The 15,923-nt window shown below is 61.1% G+C and carries 8 protein-coding genes and 3 pseudogenes; 2 read left to right on the top strand and 9 right to left on the bottom strand.

Annotated elements, in window-relative coordinates:
• Positions 1–45 precede the first annotated feature (45 nt).
• The 3 genes and pseudogenes from ACF2JD_RS22295 to ACF2JD_RS22285 form a co-directional block, all read right to left on the bottom strand.
• Positions 46–1,341, bottom strand: coding sequence for a DEAD/DEAH box helicase (locus ACF2JD_RS22295; RefSeq protein WP_162520135.1), 1,296 nt, complete (start codon positions 1,339–1,341; stop codon positions 46–48).
• Positions 1,342–1,622: 281 nt separating this feature from the next.
• A pseudogene (gene speG / locus ACF2JD_RS22290) lies at positions 1,623–2,152 on the bottom strand (spermidine N1-acetyltransferase).
• 114 nt (positions 2,153–2,266) lie between these two features.
• Positions 2,267–2,917 carry a DedA family protein gene (locus ACF2JD_RS22285; protein WP_021141126.1) on the bottom strand — a complete coding sequence of 217 codons (651 nt, stop codon included), beginning with the start codon at positions 2,915–2,917 and terminating at the stop codon, positions 2,267–2,269.
• 333 nt (positions 2,918–3,250) lie between these two features.
• Here ACF2JD_RS22285 and ACF2JD_RS22280 point away from each other — a divergent pair.
• Together ACF2JD_RS22280 and ACF2JD_RS22275 are read left to right on the top strand one after the other, a co-directional pair.
• Positions 3,251–4,209, top strand: a pseudogene (locus tag ACF2JD_RS22280) (hypothetical protein).
• A gap of 111 nt (positions 4,210–4,320) precedes the next feature.
• Positions 4,321–5,319, top strand: a complete 999-nt coding sequence (locus tag ACF2JD_RS22275) for a DUF1176 domain-containing protein (protein WP_368169431.1) — start codon at positions 4,321–4,323, stop codon at positions 5,317–5,319.
• A gap of 40 nt (positions 5,320–5,359) precedes the next feature.
• On the opposite strand, the gene ACF2JD_RS22270 is transcribed toward ACF2JD_RS22275, so the two are convergent.
• The 6 genes and pseudogenes from ACF2JD_RS22270 to dapB form a co-directional block, all read right to left on the bottom strand.
• Complete coding sequence (locus ACF2JD_RS22270) at positions 5,360–6,529, bottom strand: DUF1615 domain-containing protein (protein WP_440988167.1); 1,170 nt, start codon at positions 6,527–6,529, stop codon at positions 5,360–5,362.
• A 142-nt stretch (positions 6,530–6,671) separates the two neighbouring features.
• Positions 6,672–7,481, bottom strand: coding sequence for a diguanylate cyclase (locus ACF2JD_RS22265; protein ID WP_440988166.1), 810 nt, complete (start codon positions 7,479–7,481; stop codon positions 6,672–6,674).
• A gap of 364 nt (positions 7,482–7,845) precedes the next feature.
• Positions 7,846–9,502, bottom strand: a pseudogene (gene leuA / locus ACF2JD_RS22260) (2-isopropylmalate synthase).
• A 525-nt stretch (positions 9,503–10,027) separates the two neighbouring features.
• Complete coding sequence (carB, locus tag ACF2JD_RS22255) at positions 10,028–13,252, bottom strand: carbamoyl-phosphate synthase large subunit (RefSeq protein WP_440988165.1); 3,225 nt, start codon at positions 13,250–13,252, stop codon at positions 10,028–10,030.
• 16 nt (positions 13,253–13,268) lie between these two features.
• Positions 13,269–14,405: a glutamine-hydrolyzing carbamoyl-phosphate synthase small subunit gene (gene carA, locus ACF2JD_RS22250; RefSeq protein WP_106886451.1), complete on the bottom strand. Its 1,137-nt coding sequence runs from the start codon at positions 14,403–14,405 to the stop codon at positions 13,269–13,271.
• Between the two features lie 668 nt (positions 14,406–15,073).
• Entirely contained in the window at positions 15,074–15,886 is an 813-nt protein-coding gene (gene dapB, locus ACF2JD_RS22245; protein WP_440988164.1) for a 4-hydroxy-tetrahydrodipicolinate reductase, read from the bottom strand.
• Between the last annotated feature and the right edge of the window lie 37 nt (positions 15,887–15,923).

Raw genomic sequence — 15,923 nt, 5'->3', positions numbered from 1 at the left:
CGCCTTGAGTCGGGAGCCAAGGCTCCCCTGCATCATCTTGTCCGCTTACTTCGACTGGCGAGGCTTCTTGGCGGCCGCCAGACGCTTGAGACGCTGGCCCTGCAGCTTGGCCTCGGCCATTACCTGGGCGGCGGCGTTGTCTTCCCGCTGCGGGCGCTTGCCGAAACGGCGGCGCTCCTGCAACTGCTTGATCAGCTCGTCACGGCTGCTCACCTCGTAGCCCGGCACCATGATGCGGCGGATCTTCTGGCCGATCAGCGCCTCGATCTCCAGCAGGGTGCGCTCCTCTTCGCGGCTGACGAAGGAGACGGCCATGCCGCTCTTGCCGGCGCGGCCGGTACGGCCGATACGGTGGACGTAATCCTCCGCCAGGAAGGGCAGATCGTAGTTGACCACATACTGCAGATCCGGGATGTCCAGACCACGGGCGGCCACTTCGGTGGCGACCAGCACCCGTACCTTGCCTTCCATGAACTCGCGCAGGGCACGGCGACGGCTGCCCTGAGCCTTCTCGCCATGGACCACGGCGGACTTGATGCCGTCGAGGTTCAGCTCTTCCACCAGCACGTCACAGCTCTCGCGGGTACTGGCGAACACCAGCACCTGTTGCCAGTTCTGCTTGCCGATGAGCTCGGAGAGCAGCTCGCGCTTGCGCTTCTGCTCCACCGGATAGACGGTGTGGCTGACGGTATCGGCGGTGGAGTTCTGCTTGTTGACGCTGATGATCTGGGGTCTGTCCAGCATCAGGTTGGCCAGCTTCTTCACGGCGTCGGAGAAGGTGGCGGAGAAGAGCAGGTTCTGACGGGTCTTGTTCACAGCCTGCAGGATCTGCTGCACATCGGCACTGAAGCCCATGTCGAGGATGCGATCCGCTTCGTCCAGCACCAGGGTCTCGACACCGGAGAGGCTGAGGTTGCAGGCGGTCAGGTGCTCGAGCAGGCGGCCCGGGGTCGCCACTATGATGTGCGCACCGGCCTTGAGTTTGCGGGCCTGCACGTCCTGCTTGCCACCACCGACCAGGGTCAGCACGCTGATGTCCAGATATTTGGCGAAGTCGTTGATGTTGCTCGCCACCTGGGCGGCCAGCTCGCGGGTCGGGGTCAGGATCAGCACCCGGGCGTTGGAAGGCTGGGCCGGGGCCGGGTTATCCACCAGACGTTGCAGTATGGGCAGCGCAAAGGCCGCCGTCTTGCCGGTCCCGGTCTGGGCGCTGGCCAGCACATCGCTGCCACGGCGTATGGTCGGGATCGCCTGCTGCTGCACAGGGGTCATCTCCTGATAACCGCACTCTGAGACGGCACGCAAAATCTCGGGGGCAAAATCGAACGATTCAAATCTCATAATGGGTTCCTGTGTTCCAGCTGAGCTGTAGTTGGCTTAAGTGGCTTGGGCCGGCGTAGGCGAGGCGTCGGTGCAGACCACCGGTGGCTGCGTCCGACATCAAGTCAGAAAATGAGCCGGAAAATGGCGGGCGCGAAGTGTAACAGATAGGCATCACAAATTCTGCCTCAAATGGCCTGAGTTTTTATCCTGTACACGAGAAAGGTGCCGACAAAGAGAGCCGCATCACTGGCATCGGCCAGCGCAGCCCTGCCCCCATCGGCACCAGAATGTAGGAAACGTTAGACCCTGTTGGCAGCATTTGCCTGAAAATCACGCTGAAACAGACACATGCGAATGGCGGTGCGATATTTGCCATCGATGAAGAACTCCTCTTTCAGCTCCCCCTCCGGCGCGAACCCCAGCGACTGATAAACGTGTCGCGCCTTGGCATTGTCACTGTCGACGATGAAGATAACTTGTGCAGATTCAGCACGTTGAAGGCGACTCCATCGCCTTCAAGGTTGCTGTCTGGCATAGCCCAGCCCCTGATAGGCGGGGGCTATGATGATTGAAACTCGGCGCGGCGGTGGATGCTGCGAATATCCACCAGCTCCACCAGGCCAACATTGGTGCCCTCCACCTCCAGGATGAAACGGCGTTCTTGCTGATCGTGGATGTGCTTGTCATAGAGCTGGGCCAGCTCCACGTAAGCCTCGTAAGGCTCCTCGAACCAGTAACGCATTATGCTGGCGTTGTTGTTGAGCTGATGTACGAATTTCAAATCCTCTCGCTCGAGGGGACGAAGGCTCAGGGTGTCACGACATGGCATAAAGTACCTGCTTGATGGTTGATGGGGCGGCATTGGCGGCCCGCTTGGGCCCGGCCAATGCCATTGGTAAATAAATGGAGAACCGGGGCCAGCCTGCGCTCCCCCGGATATCACTCAGCGAATGCGATTGGTCGGGCGCTTGAACAGCCGGATGGCGATGGCCGCCATGGCGATAACGAACAGACCGAGGGAGGTCACCAGCAGGCACTTGGTCATCAATTCGTGATACTGGACGAACGCTGGCGCCGCCATCACGAACTTGCCCACCAGACTCAGCAGCAGGGCCCAGAGGAAGGCGCTGGCAAAACTGGCCATCACCACCCGGGGCAGATGCAGGCGGGAGACCCCCATCAGCATGGGCGTCAGCACCCTGACGAAGGGCACAAAGCGAGAGGAAAACAGGGCCCAGAAGCCGTAGTTGTGCAGCAGACGCGAGGCCCGTGGCAAACTGCCGTCCGGGATCATCCGCTCCACATGGCCCATAAAGGAGGTGCCGTGCAGCGCATGGCCCTGCAGATAGGCGATCAGGCTGCCGATCCCGGCGGCGAGCGGCATGTAGACAAGGGTCACTTCGGGGCCGAGCACTCCCATCCCCACCAGGCCACCGGCCAGCAGCACCAGACTGTCACCGGGCAGGGGTAAAAACACGAAGCTCGACTCGAGAAAGAGGATCACCACCAGGCAGGTGACGAGCAGGCCCGCCGCCTGCATCTGGATCAATTGGTCAAAATCCTGTTGCCATATGGCAAGCAGCATATCCTGCATCTGGTGACTCCCATCAACGTCAGTGAGCATCCATCCCGGGGGACCCGATGGCCCCGTTGCGGCTGACACTCCCTGTCGCCATCCCCTTTCTCTCCTTGAAGGGGCTCTCGTTATACACCCGCGCAAGTGAACAAAAAATTAATGTCTGGCACAAAGTCAGCAATCAATACAAAAAGCTGAATGGCAGGGCGAGGGTTGGACCAGCACCCCAGCTCGGCGATATGCTCGGCGATATATAAGCTTCAAACCGGCTCACCCTTGGGCTGCCAAGATGAGAAAAAGTCGCTACAGTCAAACGGCGCATCATCACAACCGGCTTCGGGGGAACAAGGCATGCCCACACACACAACCCTTCGCACTACCCTGCCCCTGCTGATCACCCCCTTGCTCAGCCATGGCGCCATGGCTGAAGAGTCGTCACTGATACAAAAACGTGCCAACGCGGTGGTGTCGCTGATGACCTTCACTGTGGTGCCGGACATCACAGCCAGCAACCTCGACATCGGCAGCAACACCAGCACAACGGCATCGTCGGCGCTCAACATGACCCAGATGGGGGGCGGCGCCACCATGAGCGAGAGCTGTCCCCATCTATCTGGAAGGGACCCTGGGCTTTAGCCGCTACGACCCCAAGTTCGTGGTGAGCAACGGCAGCGAGAGTCGCACCCTCCCCACCAAATGGAACAGCCTGACCGCCACCAGCGGCATCGGCTGGGACTCATCCTGCATCAGGACCGCACGGCGGCAACTGGGTATTGCGCCCCATCGGCAACGTCACGCTGGGCACCATGGCCAGCGATCTGCGGATCGGCAACTGGCTGCTGGGCAAGACACAGGCAAGAACCTCGACTTCTCGACGGCGGCAGGCTCAATGTGTACGGCCTGGGGGGCCTGATGCTCGACTATGAACTCTTCTCCAACACAGCAGGATATCGATGTTGAGCTGCGTTACTCCTATCAGCACCTGCAAAGCTTTGGCGGCACCTCGCACAGCGTAACGCGGTCAGGCCGAGGCGGAGAACCTCGGCCTCTACCTGCGTCGCCGGGCTCCACTCTTCACCTGGACCCTGCTGGATCGCCCGCTGCGCTATGTGCTGGAGGGGGCCAGAACCGAATACCTGGGAGAGCAACGAGGCCTGCTCGGCTTCAACAGCCTCAACTCCCTGGGCCTCGGGTTCGAGCTCGACAGCAGCAAGTACGACATCTTCATCACCCGCACCCGGCTGGTGGCCCGTTATATGTTCAGCCACAACACCAGCGGCTACTCCATCGGGCTGGCGATGAGTTTCTAGTCGGATCAAAGGGCTATGTCCCTCGGCTCAGTTAAGTTAGCCCACAACAAGATTCAATATGAGCCGTCCAGAATGCTATCCTGACCTTTCCCATGCTTCAGGAACCATTTCATGCTCATCACAACACTGCTGACCTCTGCACTCGGCTCATTTACTGAAGGGATCTCTTTTCAACACAAAGACTGGGAAGTGGCCTGCGACAACACGCGCACATGCCGAGCAGCTGGTTACAGCGCAAAATTGGGTGGACTATCGGTTCTACTCACCCGAGAGGCTGGCGCCAAGGGCACACTGCATGCCGAGCTTGCCATCGCAGAAGTTGATGAACAGACCCCGGAGGTCCCCGCTGATGGTTTGATCACACTGCGCATCAATGATGAGGTACTCGGCACCGTAAAAGAGCGGACTCCGTTCAGTCAGCTACAAACTGCAGCGCTAGTTCGAGCAATCAAAGGAACTGGCAAGGTGGTATTTGAATGGAGCAAGCACCAGGAACCGCTATCCGGTGCCGGTGCCTATGCCATTTTTCTCAAAATGGATGAGTTCCAAGGCCGTCTCAATACCAGTACAGCCCTGACCAAACAGGGCTCGCTACCCACAACATCCATTCCTCCTGCCTTGGCGGCCCCCGTGATCCACGCCAGCGCCGTAACCGCAGATAACTTCTCCCGCCCGCTCACCCAGCTGGAGCAACAGAGCATAGGTAAGTGGCTGAAACAGCAAGTCGATAAAGACACCTGTCCCATAACCTATGAAGATTCGGAAGGTGGCATGCTCTATCCCCTGAACCAAGAACGAGCCTTGGTCCAGCTACCCTGCTGGCTCGCCGCTTACAACGACGGTTCGGCATTCATTCTGATTGATACGAACCTTGATACCGGCAGTGCGACCCTCATCAACACTGACGCAAATGGTTATGGAATGGGTGAACTGAGTGCCTCACATAAAGGAAGAGGGATAGGAGATTGTTTTTCTTTCGAAAGCTGGGTCTGGGACGGCAAAACCTTCGTGCAGCGCGAGAAAAGCACCACAGGCAGCTGCCGCATGATAGCCCTGGGGGGAACCTGGCACCTACCAACCCTGACCAGCCAGGTGGTCAAAGCACAATGAACAAGGGCGGCCAATGGGCCGCCCTTGTTGTCTCTGACTGTCAGCGAATGGTCGCCATCTTCCTGACGCAGGCCTGCTCCCTGTCATCCACCCGTTTGGCGAACCAGGCGGTGGTAAGGTTGCGGGTGATCTTGGGGCTTTTCAGCTGGATGCCGGGCAGCACGGCGCGGGGTTGGCGCTTGCCCGCCTGCTTGTCGGCCAGGGTAAAGACCCTGTGATAGAGGTCGGTCTGGGCAAAGTCGCTGCTGTCTCCCTTGAGCAGGCTCTGATGGATAGCCTGCTTGCTCATGTTGACGCGGCTGGCGATGCTGTGCACCGCGAGCTCCGTCTTGCCGGGCAGGTCGGAGTCGTAGCGAACGAGATCCCCGTCCAGGGCCAGGGGCTTGCCGCTGACCCGGCTCACCGCGGCCTGGAAGGCGGCGTTGCGGCTGGCATACCAGCCCGCATTGAAGTCGGCGAAACGGTAGAGGGTGTCCGGGTAGTCGGCGGGATAACCGAAGATGTGCTTGGTGCCAAACCAGATGCCGCCCCGGCGAGTAAAGACTTCGTGGCGGATGGACTCCTTGACGGGATAGGGGTAGCCGCGGGCGTTGGCCTCGGCGAAGGCCACGCTCACCTGCATGGGGCCCCCGGTGCGTACCGGGTTGAGGTTGCCAAAGAGCTGCTTGCCCATGGGCACGGCCCCTATCATGTCCTCGAAGATCTCGCTCATCTCCCGCTCGGTGCGAAGGGCATCGATGCGCGCGGCGTAGGATTTGCCCGTGGGGGACTTGATGGAGAGGGCGGTGCGCACCACGAACTCGGGTATGAGCAGCTTGGCGGCCCGGGCGTTGATCTCCTTCCAGGCTATCTTGCCAAGGCCGGGCACCACGGGATCGGCCTGATAGGTGGCCTCCTGCTCCGCCACCGCCAGCACTGAGCAGACATTGTGATCGTTCACCGTCAGCCCCTGGGTGCTGAGCGCCGTCACCACGTCGTTAGCCCAGCCCGGCTTGTCTTGTACCTGGCGCGGCAGGAAGCGCACTATGCGGCTCTTCATGTCCGCAGGCTTGCGCGGCTGCATCGCCTTGGGTTGTTTGGCGATGGCGGCGGCCTCCTCGACAGTAGGAGTAGGGGGTGTCGGTTCACTGGCGCAGCCCGCCAGCACGGCGGCAGCCAGCAGTGCGCAGAGGCGCCAGGGGGAGAAAGACAAAGGGCGAGAGGGGATCATGAGGGCTTCCGATAAAGTGCGGGCCCATCATGTCGGATGACGGGCCCCGAATGCAAACAGGTGGCCATTGTAGTGGATGGTGCGGGCAATCTGAAGGCGGCAGAGCGGCCGGGGCCCAGAGCTGCGGCATCCCCTGGCGTCATCACGCCAGCTCGACCCGGTTGCGCCCCAGGTGTTTGGCCCGGTAGAGCGCGAGATCGGTGCGTTTGACCAGCGCCTCGACCGCCTCCCCCGCCTGGCCTATGCCGACGGCGATGCTCACGGTGAACCTTATCTCCTCGCAGGCGACCAGAGCCTCGGTGGCGGCTCTTATCTGCTCCGCCAGTGCCTGGGCCTTGTCGCTCAACATGCCGGGCAACCAGATGGCGAACTCCTCGCCCCCCAGGCGCGCCACCACCCCATCCGGCGGGCAGTGCTGACACAGCAAGGCGCTGAATTCCTGCAGCACATTGTCACCTATGCCGTGGCCGTAGCGATCGTTGATCTGCTTGAAGTGATCGAGATCCAGCAGCAGCAGCGGCGTCCCCTGATCCACATGGGCCTCCAGCACTGCGCGAAACGCGCGGCGATTGGAGAGACCCGTCAGTTCGTCAGACATGGCAAGCGAGGCCAGCCGGGTCTGGACGCCATACATCTGTTGCACCATCAGCAGCACGCCCCAGGCCGTGGCCAGCATGCCGAGGGTGCGCAGGCTGTCTTCCACCGTGGAGAGCCACCAGGGCTGGAAGTAGGCCTCGTCAACCAGATCTATGGTCCCCGACACCAGCCAGCTCCCCAGACCGGCGCAGAGAAACATGTAGGTCCGGTTCGAGATCTGGGCACACTGCACCACCCAGAACATGAACAGCAGGGTCAGCACATTGATGGCCTCGGCCAGGGCGCCGATGGTGTAGAGGTTATGTTCGGGCAGGCGCTCGAAGCTCGCGGCATCCAGGCCCCCTGTCAGCAGCAACAGGCAGCAGGCTCAGCAGGGCGAGACGGCGACCAGGGGAGAGCGAGAAGAACCTGACGGGGTGTACGGATAACCTGAGGGGAGTCTTCATCATCGTTATGGCTCCAAACCTGCATTGCCTCTATCCCTGGCGGCTGCACCCAGCCGCCAGCACCCAATGAACCGCAAGGCCAATCCTGGCCGCACGGCGCTCGTATTGTGAGCCGATTTTTCCATAAAAAACAATCCCCTCAGCACAGTGCTGAAGGGATCAAGGTACCATTTTCCATAGTGCGCCTCCCTGTTGCCGCCGGCTACCCCCTGGCACAGGCGGTGTGGAGGACGTCCTTCAAGGGGCTGGCCTTACCCTCGACACGCCCGCCCCTCATGCACTCTGGCGCAGGGCGCGGATCTGGGCGGCGCCATTGATCACCGCCTGCAAGGAGGCGTTGACCACATCGCGGCCTATGGCCACCCCGCACATGCGCACTCCGTCGACGCTCAGCAGCACATAGGCGGCGGCGCGTGACTCGGTGCCGGCGCAGAGGGCATGCTCGGAGTAGTCCAGCACGTCAATGTGCATGCCGGTCTGGCGCTCCCAGCCGTTGACCAGGGCGGTGATGGCTCCCTCCCCCTCACCACAGAGCTGCAAGCTGCCGTCCGGGGTCTGCAGCTCGAGGCGCAGTGTCTCCTGGCTGTCGTGACCGAGCTGGAAGCGACCGATGCGATAGCCGTGGGCGGGTTCGAGATAGTGGCGCTCGAACAGGGCGCGGATTTGCTCCGGGTCTACCTCGCTGCTGCTTGCCAGCCTCGGTCTGGACCCGGCGGCTGAAGTCGATCTGCAGCCAGCGCGGCAGTTGCAGGCCGAGGTCGCGCTCCAGCAGATAGGTGACGCCCCCCTTGCCGGACTGGCTGTTGATGCGGATCACCGCCTGGTAGCTGCGGCCAAGGTCTGCAGGGTCGATCGGCAAATAGGCCACATCCCAGTAGGCATCGGGCTTCTCGGCCGCCAGGGATTTGCGAATCGCATCCTGGTGGCTGCCGGAAAACGCCGTGTAGACCAGCTCGCCGGCATAGGGGTGGCGCGGGTGCAGGGCAATCTGGGTGCAGGCCCCCACGGTCGCCACTATGGCATCCATGTCAGCGAGATCCAGCTCGGGATCTATCCCCTGGCTGTAGAGGTTCATGGCCATGGTGACTATGTCCATGTTGCCGGTACGCTCGCCGTTGCCAAGCAGGGTGCCCTCGATGCGATCGGCCCCCGCCAGCACCGCCAACTCGGCGGCGGCCACCCCGCAGCCCCGATCGTTGTGGGTGTGGATGGAGATGCTCACCTCGGGGCGCGCCTTGAGGTGGCGGCAGAACCACTCCACCTGATCCGCGAACACGTTGGGGGTGCTCACCTCGACCGTGGCGGGGAGGTTCAGGATCATGGGGCGGGCAGCGATGCGCCACTCGTCGATGACGGCGTCGCACACCTCTACCGCGAACTCCACCTCTGTGCTGCTAAAACTCTCGGGGGAATACTGGAAACTCCACTCGGTGCCGGGGTTCCTGGCCGCGTATTCCCGCACCCAGCGCGCCCCCTGCACGGCGATGCCCTTGACCCCCTCGCGATCTGTGTTGAACACATAGTTGCGCTGGGTCGGGTTGACCGAGTTGTAGACATGAACGATGGCGCGTTTGGCCCCCTTGAGGGAGTCGAAGGTGCGGGCGATGAGATCTTCCCGGGCCTGCACCAGCACCTGTATGGTGACATCCTCCGGGATGAGATTGCGCTCGATGAGTTCCCGCACGAAGTCAAAGTCCGGCTGGGAGGCGGCGGGGAAGCCGACCTCGATGTGTTTGAAGCCGACATGGGTCATCAGGGCCCACATTTGCAGCTTCTGGGCCACCGTCATGGGCTCGACCAGCGCCTGATTGCCGTCCCGCAAGTCCACGGCGCACCAGAGCGGCGCCCGCGTCATCACCCGGTTGGGCCATTGACGGTCCGCCAGAGCGATGACGGGGGCCGGGCGGTATTTGCGATGATCGAAGCTCATATTCAGATTCCCTTGGCAGATATTGAGGCGCCAGGCGACCGGGCAGGTAACAGAGGGGGCAAGGAGGAGGAGCGGGCTGGCGCGATAACGCTGCCCTGACTGGCGGTGCGGCGGTTACCCCACAGCCGGTTTCCATTGGCCCCTATCGGTGGAAGGGGCCGGCCAGGCTGGCTGGATAAGCTGCTGGCCCTGATCCTCTCGCAACCCTCTGACACTGAATGCTTGCCGGTGCGGACGACCTTGTTTGCTCACGCATGTGATGAGAAACCAGTATAGGGAGGCGTTCGGGGTGAGTGATTGCGAAGATTGTTACCAATGGCACTTAATAGGCAATTTATGATTTCATTTAGTCTATTTAAGGGCGTTTATCACCCTTCATCCTCGCTATTTACGTCACCTCGTGCATGAAGGGCCCATGCGCTCGGGATCCGCCGCCCCCGCCAAAAGAAACACCCCGCCATCGCTGGCGGGGTGTTGGCAGGCTTGCATCCAGGGCCGGAAGAGCCGGCCCTGACTGCGTGCACCTTAGCGGTGCTTGACCTTGTGGTGCAGCTCTTGCACCGAGTTCACGTTGGCGGTGGCATCGACGCTGATGGCCATGCAGGTGGCGAAGGCCGCGTGCAGCGTGGTGGTGTAGGCCACCTTGTGCTGCAGGGCGCCGCGGCGCAGCTGCTTGGAATCCTGAATCGCCTGACGGCCCTCGGCGGTGTTGACTATGTAGGTGTACTCGCCATTCTTGATGCGATCCAGAATGTGCGGACGGCCTTCATGCACCTTGTTCACCAGACGGGGGTTGATGCTCGCCTCACCTAAGGTCACCGCGGTGCCGTGAGTGGCGTCGAGGTCATAACCCAGCTCCAGCAGCTTGGCGGCCAGGTTCACCACCCGCTCCTTGTCGCCGTGGCGCACCGAGAGCAGGGCGCGGCCTTCGCTCGGCACCTGGTGGCCAGCACCCAGCTGCGCCTTGGCATAGGCCTCGGCGAAGCTGCTGCCCACCCCCATCACCTCGCCGGTGGAGCGCATTTCCGGCCCCAGCAGCGGGTCGACACCCGGGAACTTGGCAAAGGGCAGCACCACCTCTTTGACCGAGTAGTAGGGCGGGATGATCTCGGTGGTGAAACCTTGATCCTGCAGGCTCTGACCGGCCATGACGCGGGCGGCAATCTTGGCCAGCGGCGCGCCGGTCGCCTTGGAGACGAAGGGCACTGTCCGGGCGGCACGGGGGTTCACCTCGATGAGGTAGATCTCGTTGTCTTTCACCGCGAACTGGACGTTCATCAAGCCCACCACGCCGAGCTCCAGCGCCAATTTCCGTACCTGCTCGCGCATCTCGTCCTGGATGGCCTTGGACAGGGTGTAGGGCGGCAGAGAGCAGGCGGAGTCACCGGAGTGGATACCGGCCTGCTCGATGTGCTCCATGATGCCACCGATGACCACGTCCACGCCGTCGCAGATGGCGTCCACGTCCACCTCGGTGGCGTCGTCCAGGAAGCGATCCAGCAGTACCGGTGACTCGTTGGAGACGCTCACCGCTTCGGCGAAGTAGCGGCGCAGATCCTGCTCGTCATAGACGATTTCCATGGCGCGACCACCCAGCACGTAGGAGGGGCGAACCACCAGCGGGTAGGTGATGCGGGCGGCTACCTGTACCGCCTGCTCCAGGGCAGTGACGGTGCCGTTTTCCGGCTGCTTGAGGCCGAGGCGCTCGACGGCGGACTGGAAACGCTCGCGGTCTTCGGCGCGGTCGATGGCATCCGGGCTGGTGCCGATGACAGGCACGCCGTTCGCTTCCAGGGCACGGGCAAGCTTGAGTGGGGTCTGGCCGCCATACTGGACGATGACGCCCTTGGGCTGCTCGACCCGCACGATTTCCAGCACATCTTCCAGGGTCACCGGCTCGAAGTAGAGACGGTCGGAGGTGTCGTAATCGGTGGAGACGGTTTCCGGGTTGCAGTTGACCATGATGGTCTCGTAACCGTCTTCGCGCAGGGCCAGGGCCGCGTGCACGCAGCAGTAGTCAAACTCGATGCCCTGACCGATGCGGTTCGGGCCGCCACCGATGATCATGATCTTGTCACGATTGGTTGGGGCCGCCTCGCACTCCTCGTCATAGCTGGAGTACATGTAGGCGGTGTTGGTGGCGAATTCGGCGGCGCAGGTATCGACCCGCTTGTAGACCGGGAAGATGTTGTGACGGGCACGGGCCTTGCGCACCTCGCCCTCGGCCACGCCGAGGATCTTGGCGAGACGTGCGTCGGCGAAGCCCTTGCGCTTCAGGGTGCGCAGGAAGTAGGCATCGAGCCCGGCCATGCCGCGCTCTTTCACCTGCTCTTCCAGCTTCACCAGCTCTTCAATCTGCACCAGGAACCAGGGGTCAATCTTGGTCAGCTTGAAGATGCCGTCCATGGAGAGGCCGGCGCGGAACGCATCGGCTATGTACCAGATACGGTCACAACCGGCATCCTGCAGCTCGTGGCGGATGCGGGTCAGGGAGTCGGGGGCATTGAGGTCCACCATGGGGTCGAAGCCGGTCTTGCCGGTCTCGAGGCTGCGCAGCGCCTTGTGCAGGGACTCCTGGAAGTTGCGGCCAATGGCCATCACTTCGCCCACTGACTTCATCTGGGTGGTGAGACGGTCGTTGGCACCGGCAAACTTCTCGAAGTTGAAGCGCGGGATCTTGGTGACCACGTAGTCAATCGCCGGCTCGAAAGAGGCCGGAGTACGACCGCCGGTGATGTCGTTCATCAGCTCGTCCAGGGTGTAACCTATGGCGAGCTTGGCGGCGATCTTGGCGATGGGGAAACCGGTCGCCTTGGAGGCCAGCGCGGAGGAGCGGGAGACCCGCGGGTTCATCTCGATGATGACCATGCGGCCATCTTTCGGGTTGATGCCGAACTGGACGTTGGAACCGCCGGTCTCGACACCGATCTCGCGCAGCACCGCCATGGAGGCGTTGCGCATCAGCTGGTACTCCTTGTCGGTCAGCGTCTGGGCTGGCGCGACAGTGATGGAGTCACCGGTGTGGATGCCCATGGGGTCGAAGTTTTCGATGGCGCAGACGATGATGCAGTTGTCGTTGCGATCCCGCACCACTTCCATCTCGTACTCTTTCCAGCCGATCAGGGACTCATCGATGAGCAGCTCCTTGGTCGGGGAGAGATCCAGGCCGCGCTCGCAGATCTCGACGAACTCTTCGGTGTTGTAGGCGATGCCGCCACCCGAGCCGCCCATGGTGAAGGAGGGACGGATGATGCAGGGGAAGCCGACCATCTGCTGCACCTTCCACGCCTCTTCCATGTTGTGGGCGATGCCGGCACGGGGGCACTCCAGGCCAATGCTCTTCATGGCGATGTCGAAGCGACGACGATCTTCCGCCTTGTCGATGGCATCGGCGGTGGCACCAATCATCTCCACACCGAACTCCGCCAGCACGCCGTGCTTCTCCAGATCCAGCGCACAGTTGAGCGCGGTCTGGCCGCCCATGGTGGGCAGCACGGCATCCGGACGCTCTTTCTTGATGATCTCGCGCACCACTTCCCAGGTGATGGGCTCGATGTAGGTGGCGTCCGCCATCTCGGGGTCGGTCATGATGGTGGCCGGGTTGGAGTTCACCAGGATGACGCGGTATCCCTCCTCGCGCAGGGCCTTGCAGGCCTGGGCGCCGGAGTAGTCGAATTCGCAGGCCTGACCGATGACGATGGGGCCGGCGCCGAGGATCAGGATGCTCTGTAGGTCGTTACGTTTTGGCATGGCTCTCTTTATCCTCTTAGGCGCGATACTGCTTAATCAATTCAATAAAGTGGTCGAACAGACCGGCACAATCGTGGGGGCCCGGGCTCGCTTCGGGGTGACCCTGGAAGCTGAAGGCCGGACGATCGGTGCGATGTATGCCTTGCAGGGAGCCGTCGAACAGGGAGACGTGAGTGGCACGCAGGCACTCCGGCAGGCTGTTCTCGTCCACCGCAAACCCGTGGTTCTGGGCGGTGATCATCACTGTGTTGTCGTCCAGGCTTTTCACCGGGTGGTTGGCACCGTGGTGGCCGAACTTCATCTTGACCGTCTTGGCGCCGGAGGCCAGACCCAGCAGCTGGTGACCCAGGCAGATGCCAAACACAGGGGTGTTGGTCCCAAGGAAGGTCTTGATGGCCTCGATGGCGTAGTCGCACGGCTCGGGGTCACCGGGGCCGTTGGAGAGGAAGATGCCATCGGGATTCATCGCCAGCACCTCGGCGGCCGGGGTCTTGGCCGGTACCACTGTCAGGCGGCAGCCGCGGTCCACCAGCATGCGCAAGATGTTGCGCTTGACGCCAAAGTCGTAGGCCACCACGTGGTACTTGAGCTCGTCGGCCGCCGGGGTAACGTGCCCCTTGCCGAGCTGCCAGCTGCCTTCGGTCCAGGCGTAGGCGTCAGACACAGTCACTTCCTTGGCCAGATCCATCCCCTTGAGGCCGGGGAAGGCGCGGGCCTGGCTCAGGGCGTGGGCTTCATCGAGCTGCTTGCCGGCCAGGATGCAACCGGCCTGGGCACCTTTTTCGCGCAGGATGCGGGTCAGTTTGCGGGTGTCGATGTCGGCGATGCCAACGATGTTGTGAGACTTGAGGTAATCGGAGAGGGATTGCTGATTGCGGAAATTGGAGGCAAGTATCGGAAGGTCCCGGATGATCAATCCCTGCGCGTGGATTTGACTGGACTCTTCATCTTCGCTGTTGGTGCCGGTGTTGCCTATATGGGGGTAAGTGAGGGTGACTATCTGACGGGAATAAGAGGGATCGGTGAGGATTTCCTGATAGCCCGTCATCGACGTATTGAAAACCACTTCACCAACGGAACATCCCTCGGCGCCTATCGACACGCCTTTGAACACAGTTCCATCTTCCAGCACTAGCAATGCAGTGTGATTCAAGACAACCTCCAGTTATTTAGCTTTAAATTCAGCAATTTACCTGGGTGTTGCGGGTCCGGACGCTGTTTGAAACAGGGCTCAAACCCGGCAGATTTCTGGCAAATTGGGCGCATTCTACTTAAAAACGATCGCATTTCAACGTCTTTTCTCGTTTAAAATGCATCTAAATTCAATAAACAAGCAACATTACCCATTATCTATGCACTAGTGCGCTTTGCAACCCCCTCCCCCAAAAGAAAAGCCAAAACCCGAAACAAAAGCACCCACCCATGCCACCCAACAGACAAAAATCGATATTTTATCGTTAATAAACAGATGAATATGAATTTAAAAAACAAACAACGAAAGCCAAAAAGCGCCGTTTGGCGATAGAAAACTGACCGAGAAAAATAGAAAACGTTTTTCTTTGATTGCATTTTTAGTCTGTTTCGATGGATGTGAAAAAAGCGGACTACAGGGGAGGTTGAGACCCAATCCCGTTACCCTCTGATGACATTTTTGTCGCAGGAGTGTGGCGAAGAAATGGGAAGGGGGAGATTTAGGCAGGTTCACCACAAAAGCGGTGCTTAACGCTTGTTTTTACAAAAACCATAAACAAAACCCCGGCGAGCCGGGGTTTGACAACCTGAACGTAGAGAGGAGAGCCCTGCTCGGGCTCCCGCTGTGTACTATTTGAGATCGAGCACGTCCTGCATGTCGTAGAGACCCGCCCCCTGCTGGCCGAGCCACTTGCCCGCCCGCACGGCGCCATTGGCAAAGGTCAGACGGCTCGAGGCCTTGTGGCTTATCTCCACCCGCTCGCCGATGTCGGCAAACATGACGGTGTGCTCCCCCACCAGATCCCCGGCGCGAATGGTGGCAAAGCCGATGGTGTTGCGATCCCGCTCGCCGGTGATCCCCTCGCGGCCATAGACGGCGCACTCTTTCAAGTCACGTCCGAGGGTCTTGGCCACCACTTCCCCCATGGAGAGCGCGGTGCCGGACGGTGCATCCACCTTGTGCCTGTGGTGCCCCTCGATGATCTCGATGTCGGTGTAATCCCCCATCACCTTGGCGGCCTGCTCCAGCAGCTTGAACACCAGGTTGACGCCGATCGAGTAGTTGGACGCGAAGACGATGCCGATCTGCTTGCCCGCCTCGTGCAGCGCGGCCTTGCCTGCCTCATCAAAGCCGGTGGTGCCTATCACCATCTGCTTGCCATGGGCCAGGGCGAAGGCCAGGTTGGCCAGGGTCACCTCGGGACGGGTGAAGTCGATGATGAGATCAAACTCATCTCGCACCTTGTCCAGGCTGTCGCTGATGATGACCCCAAGTCGGCCCAGGCCATTGAGTTCACCCGCATCCAGGCCTATCACGGCAGAGCCGGGTCGCTCCAGCGCCGCACCCACCACTATGCCCTCGGCGTTGGTGATGGCCTCCAGCAGCACCTTGCCCATACGACCATTACAGCCCATCACGGCCACACGGATCGGATTGTCCATCTCCACCCTCTCATCTCTTTATTATGGAAAGAGACCG

It is taken from the genome of Aeromonas ichthyocola (genome assembly GCF_046087985.1).
GTDB lineage: Bacteria > Pseudomonadota > Gammaproteobacteria > Enterobacterales > Aeromonadaceae > Aeromonas > Aeromonas rivipollensis.
Note: the sequence above shows the minus strand (reverse complement) of the source record. Positions and strands in the feature narration are given on the sequence as shown.

Excerpts from the sequence above, each read along its gene's own strand:
- ACF2JD_RS22295 (WP_162520135.1), bottom strand. The coding sequence starts at position 1,341 with ATGAGATTTGAATCGTTCGATTTTGCCCCCGAGATTTTGCGTGCCGTC.
- ACF2JD_RS22285 (WP_021141126.1), bottom strand. The coding sequence starts at position 2,917 with ATGCAGGATATGCTGCTTGCCATATGGCAACAGGATTTTGACCAATTG.
- ACF2JD_RS22275 (WP_368169431.1), top strand. The coding sequence starts at position 4,321 with ATGCTCATCACAACACTGCTGACCTCTGCACTCGGCTCATTTACTGAA.
- ACF2JD_RS22270 (WP_440988167.1), bottom strand. The coding sequence starts at position 6,529 with ATGATCCCCTCTCGCCCTTTGTCTTTCTCCCCCTGGCGCCTCTGCGCA.
- carB (WP_440988165.1), bottom strand. The coding sequence starts at position 13,252 with ATGCCAAAACGTAACGACCTACAGAGCATCCTGATCCTCGGCGCCGGC.
- dapB (WP_440988164.1), bottom strand. The coding sequence starts at position 15,886 with ATGGACAATCCGATCCGTGTGGCCGTGATGGGCTGTAATGGTCGTATG.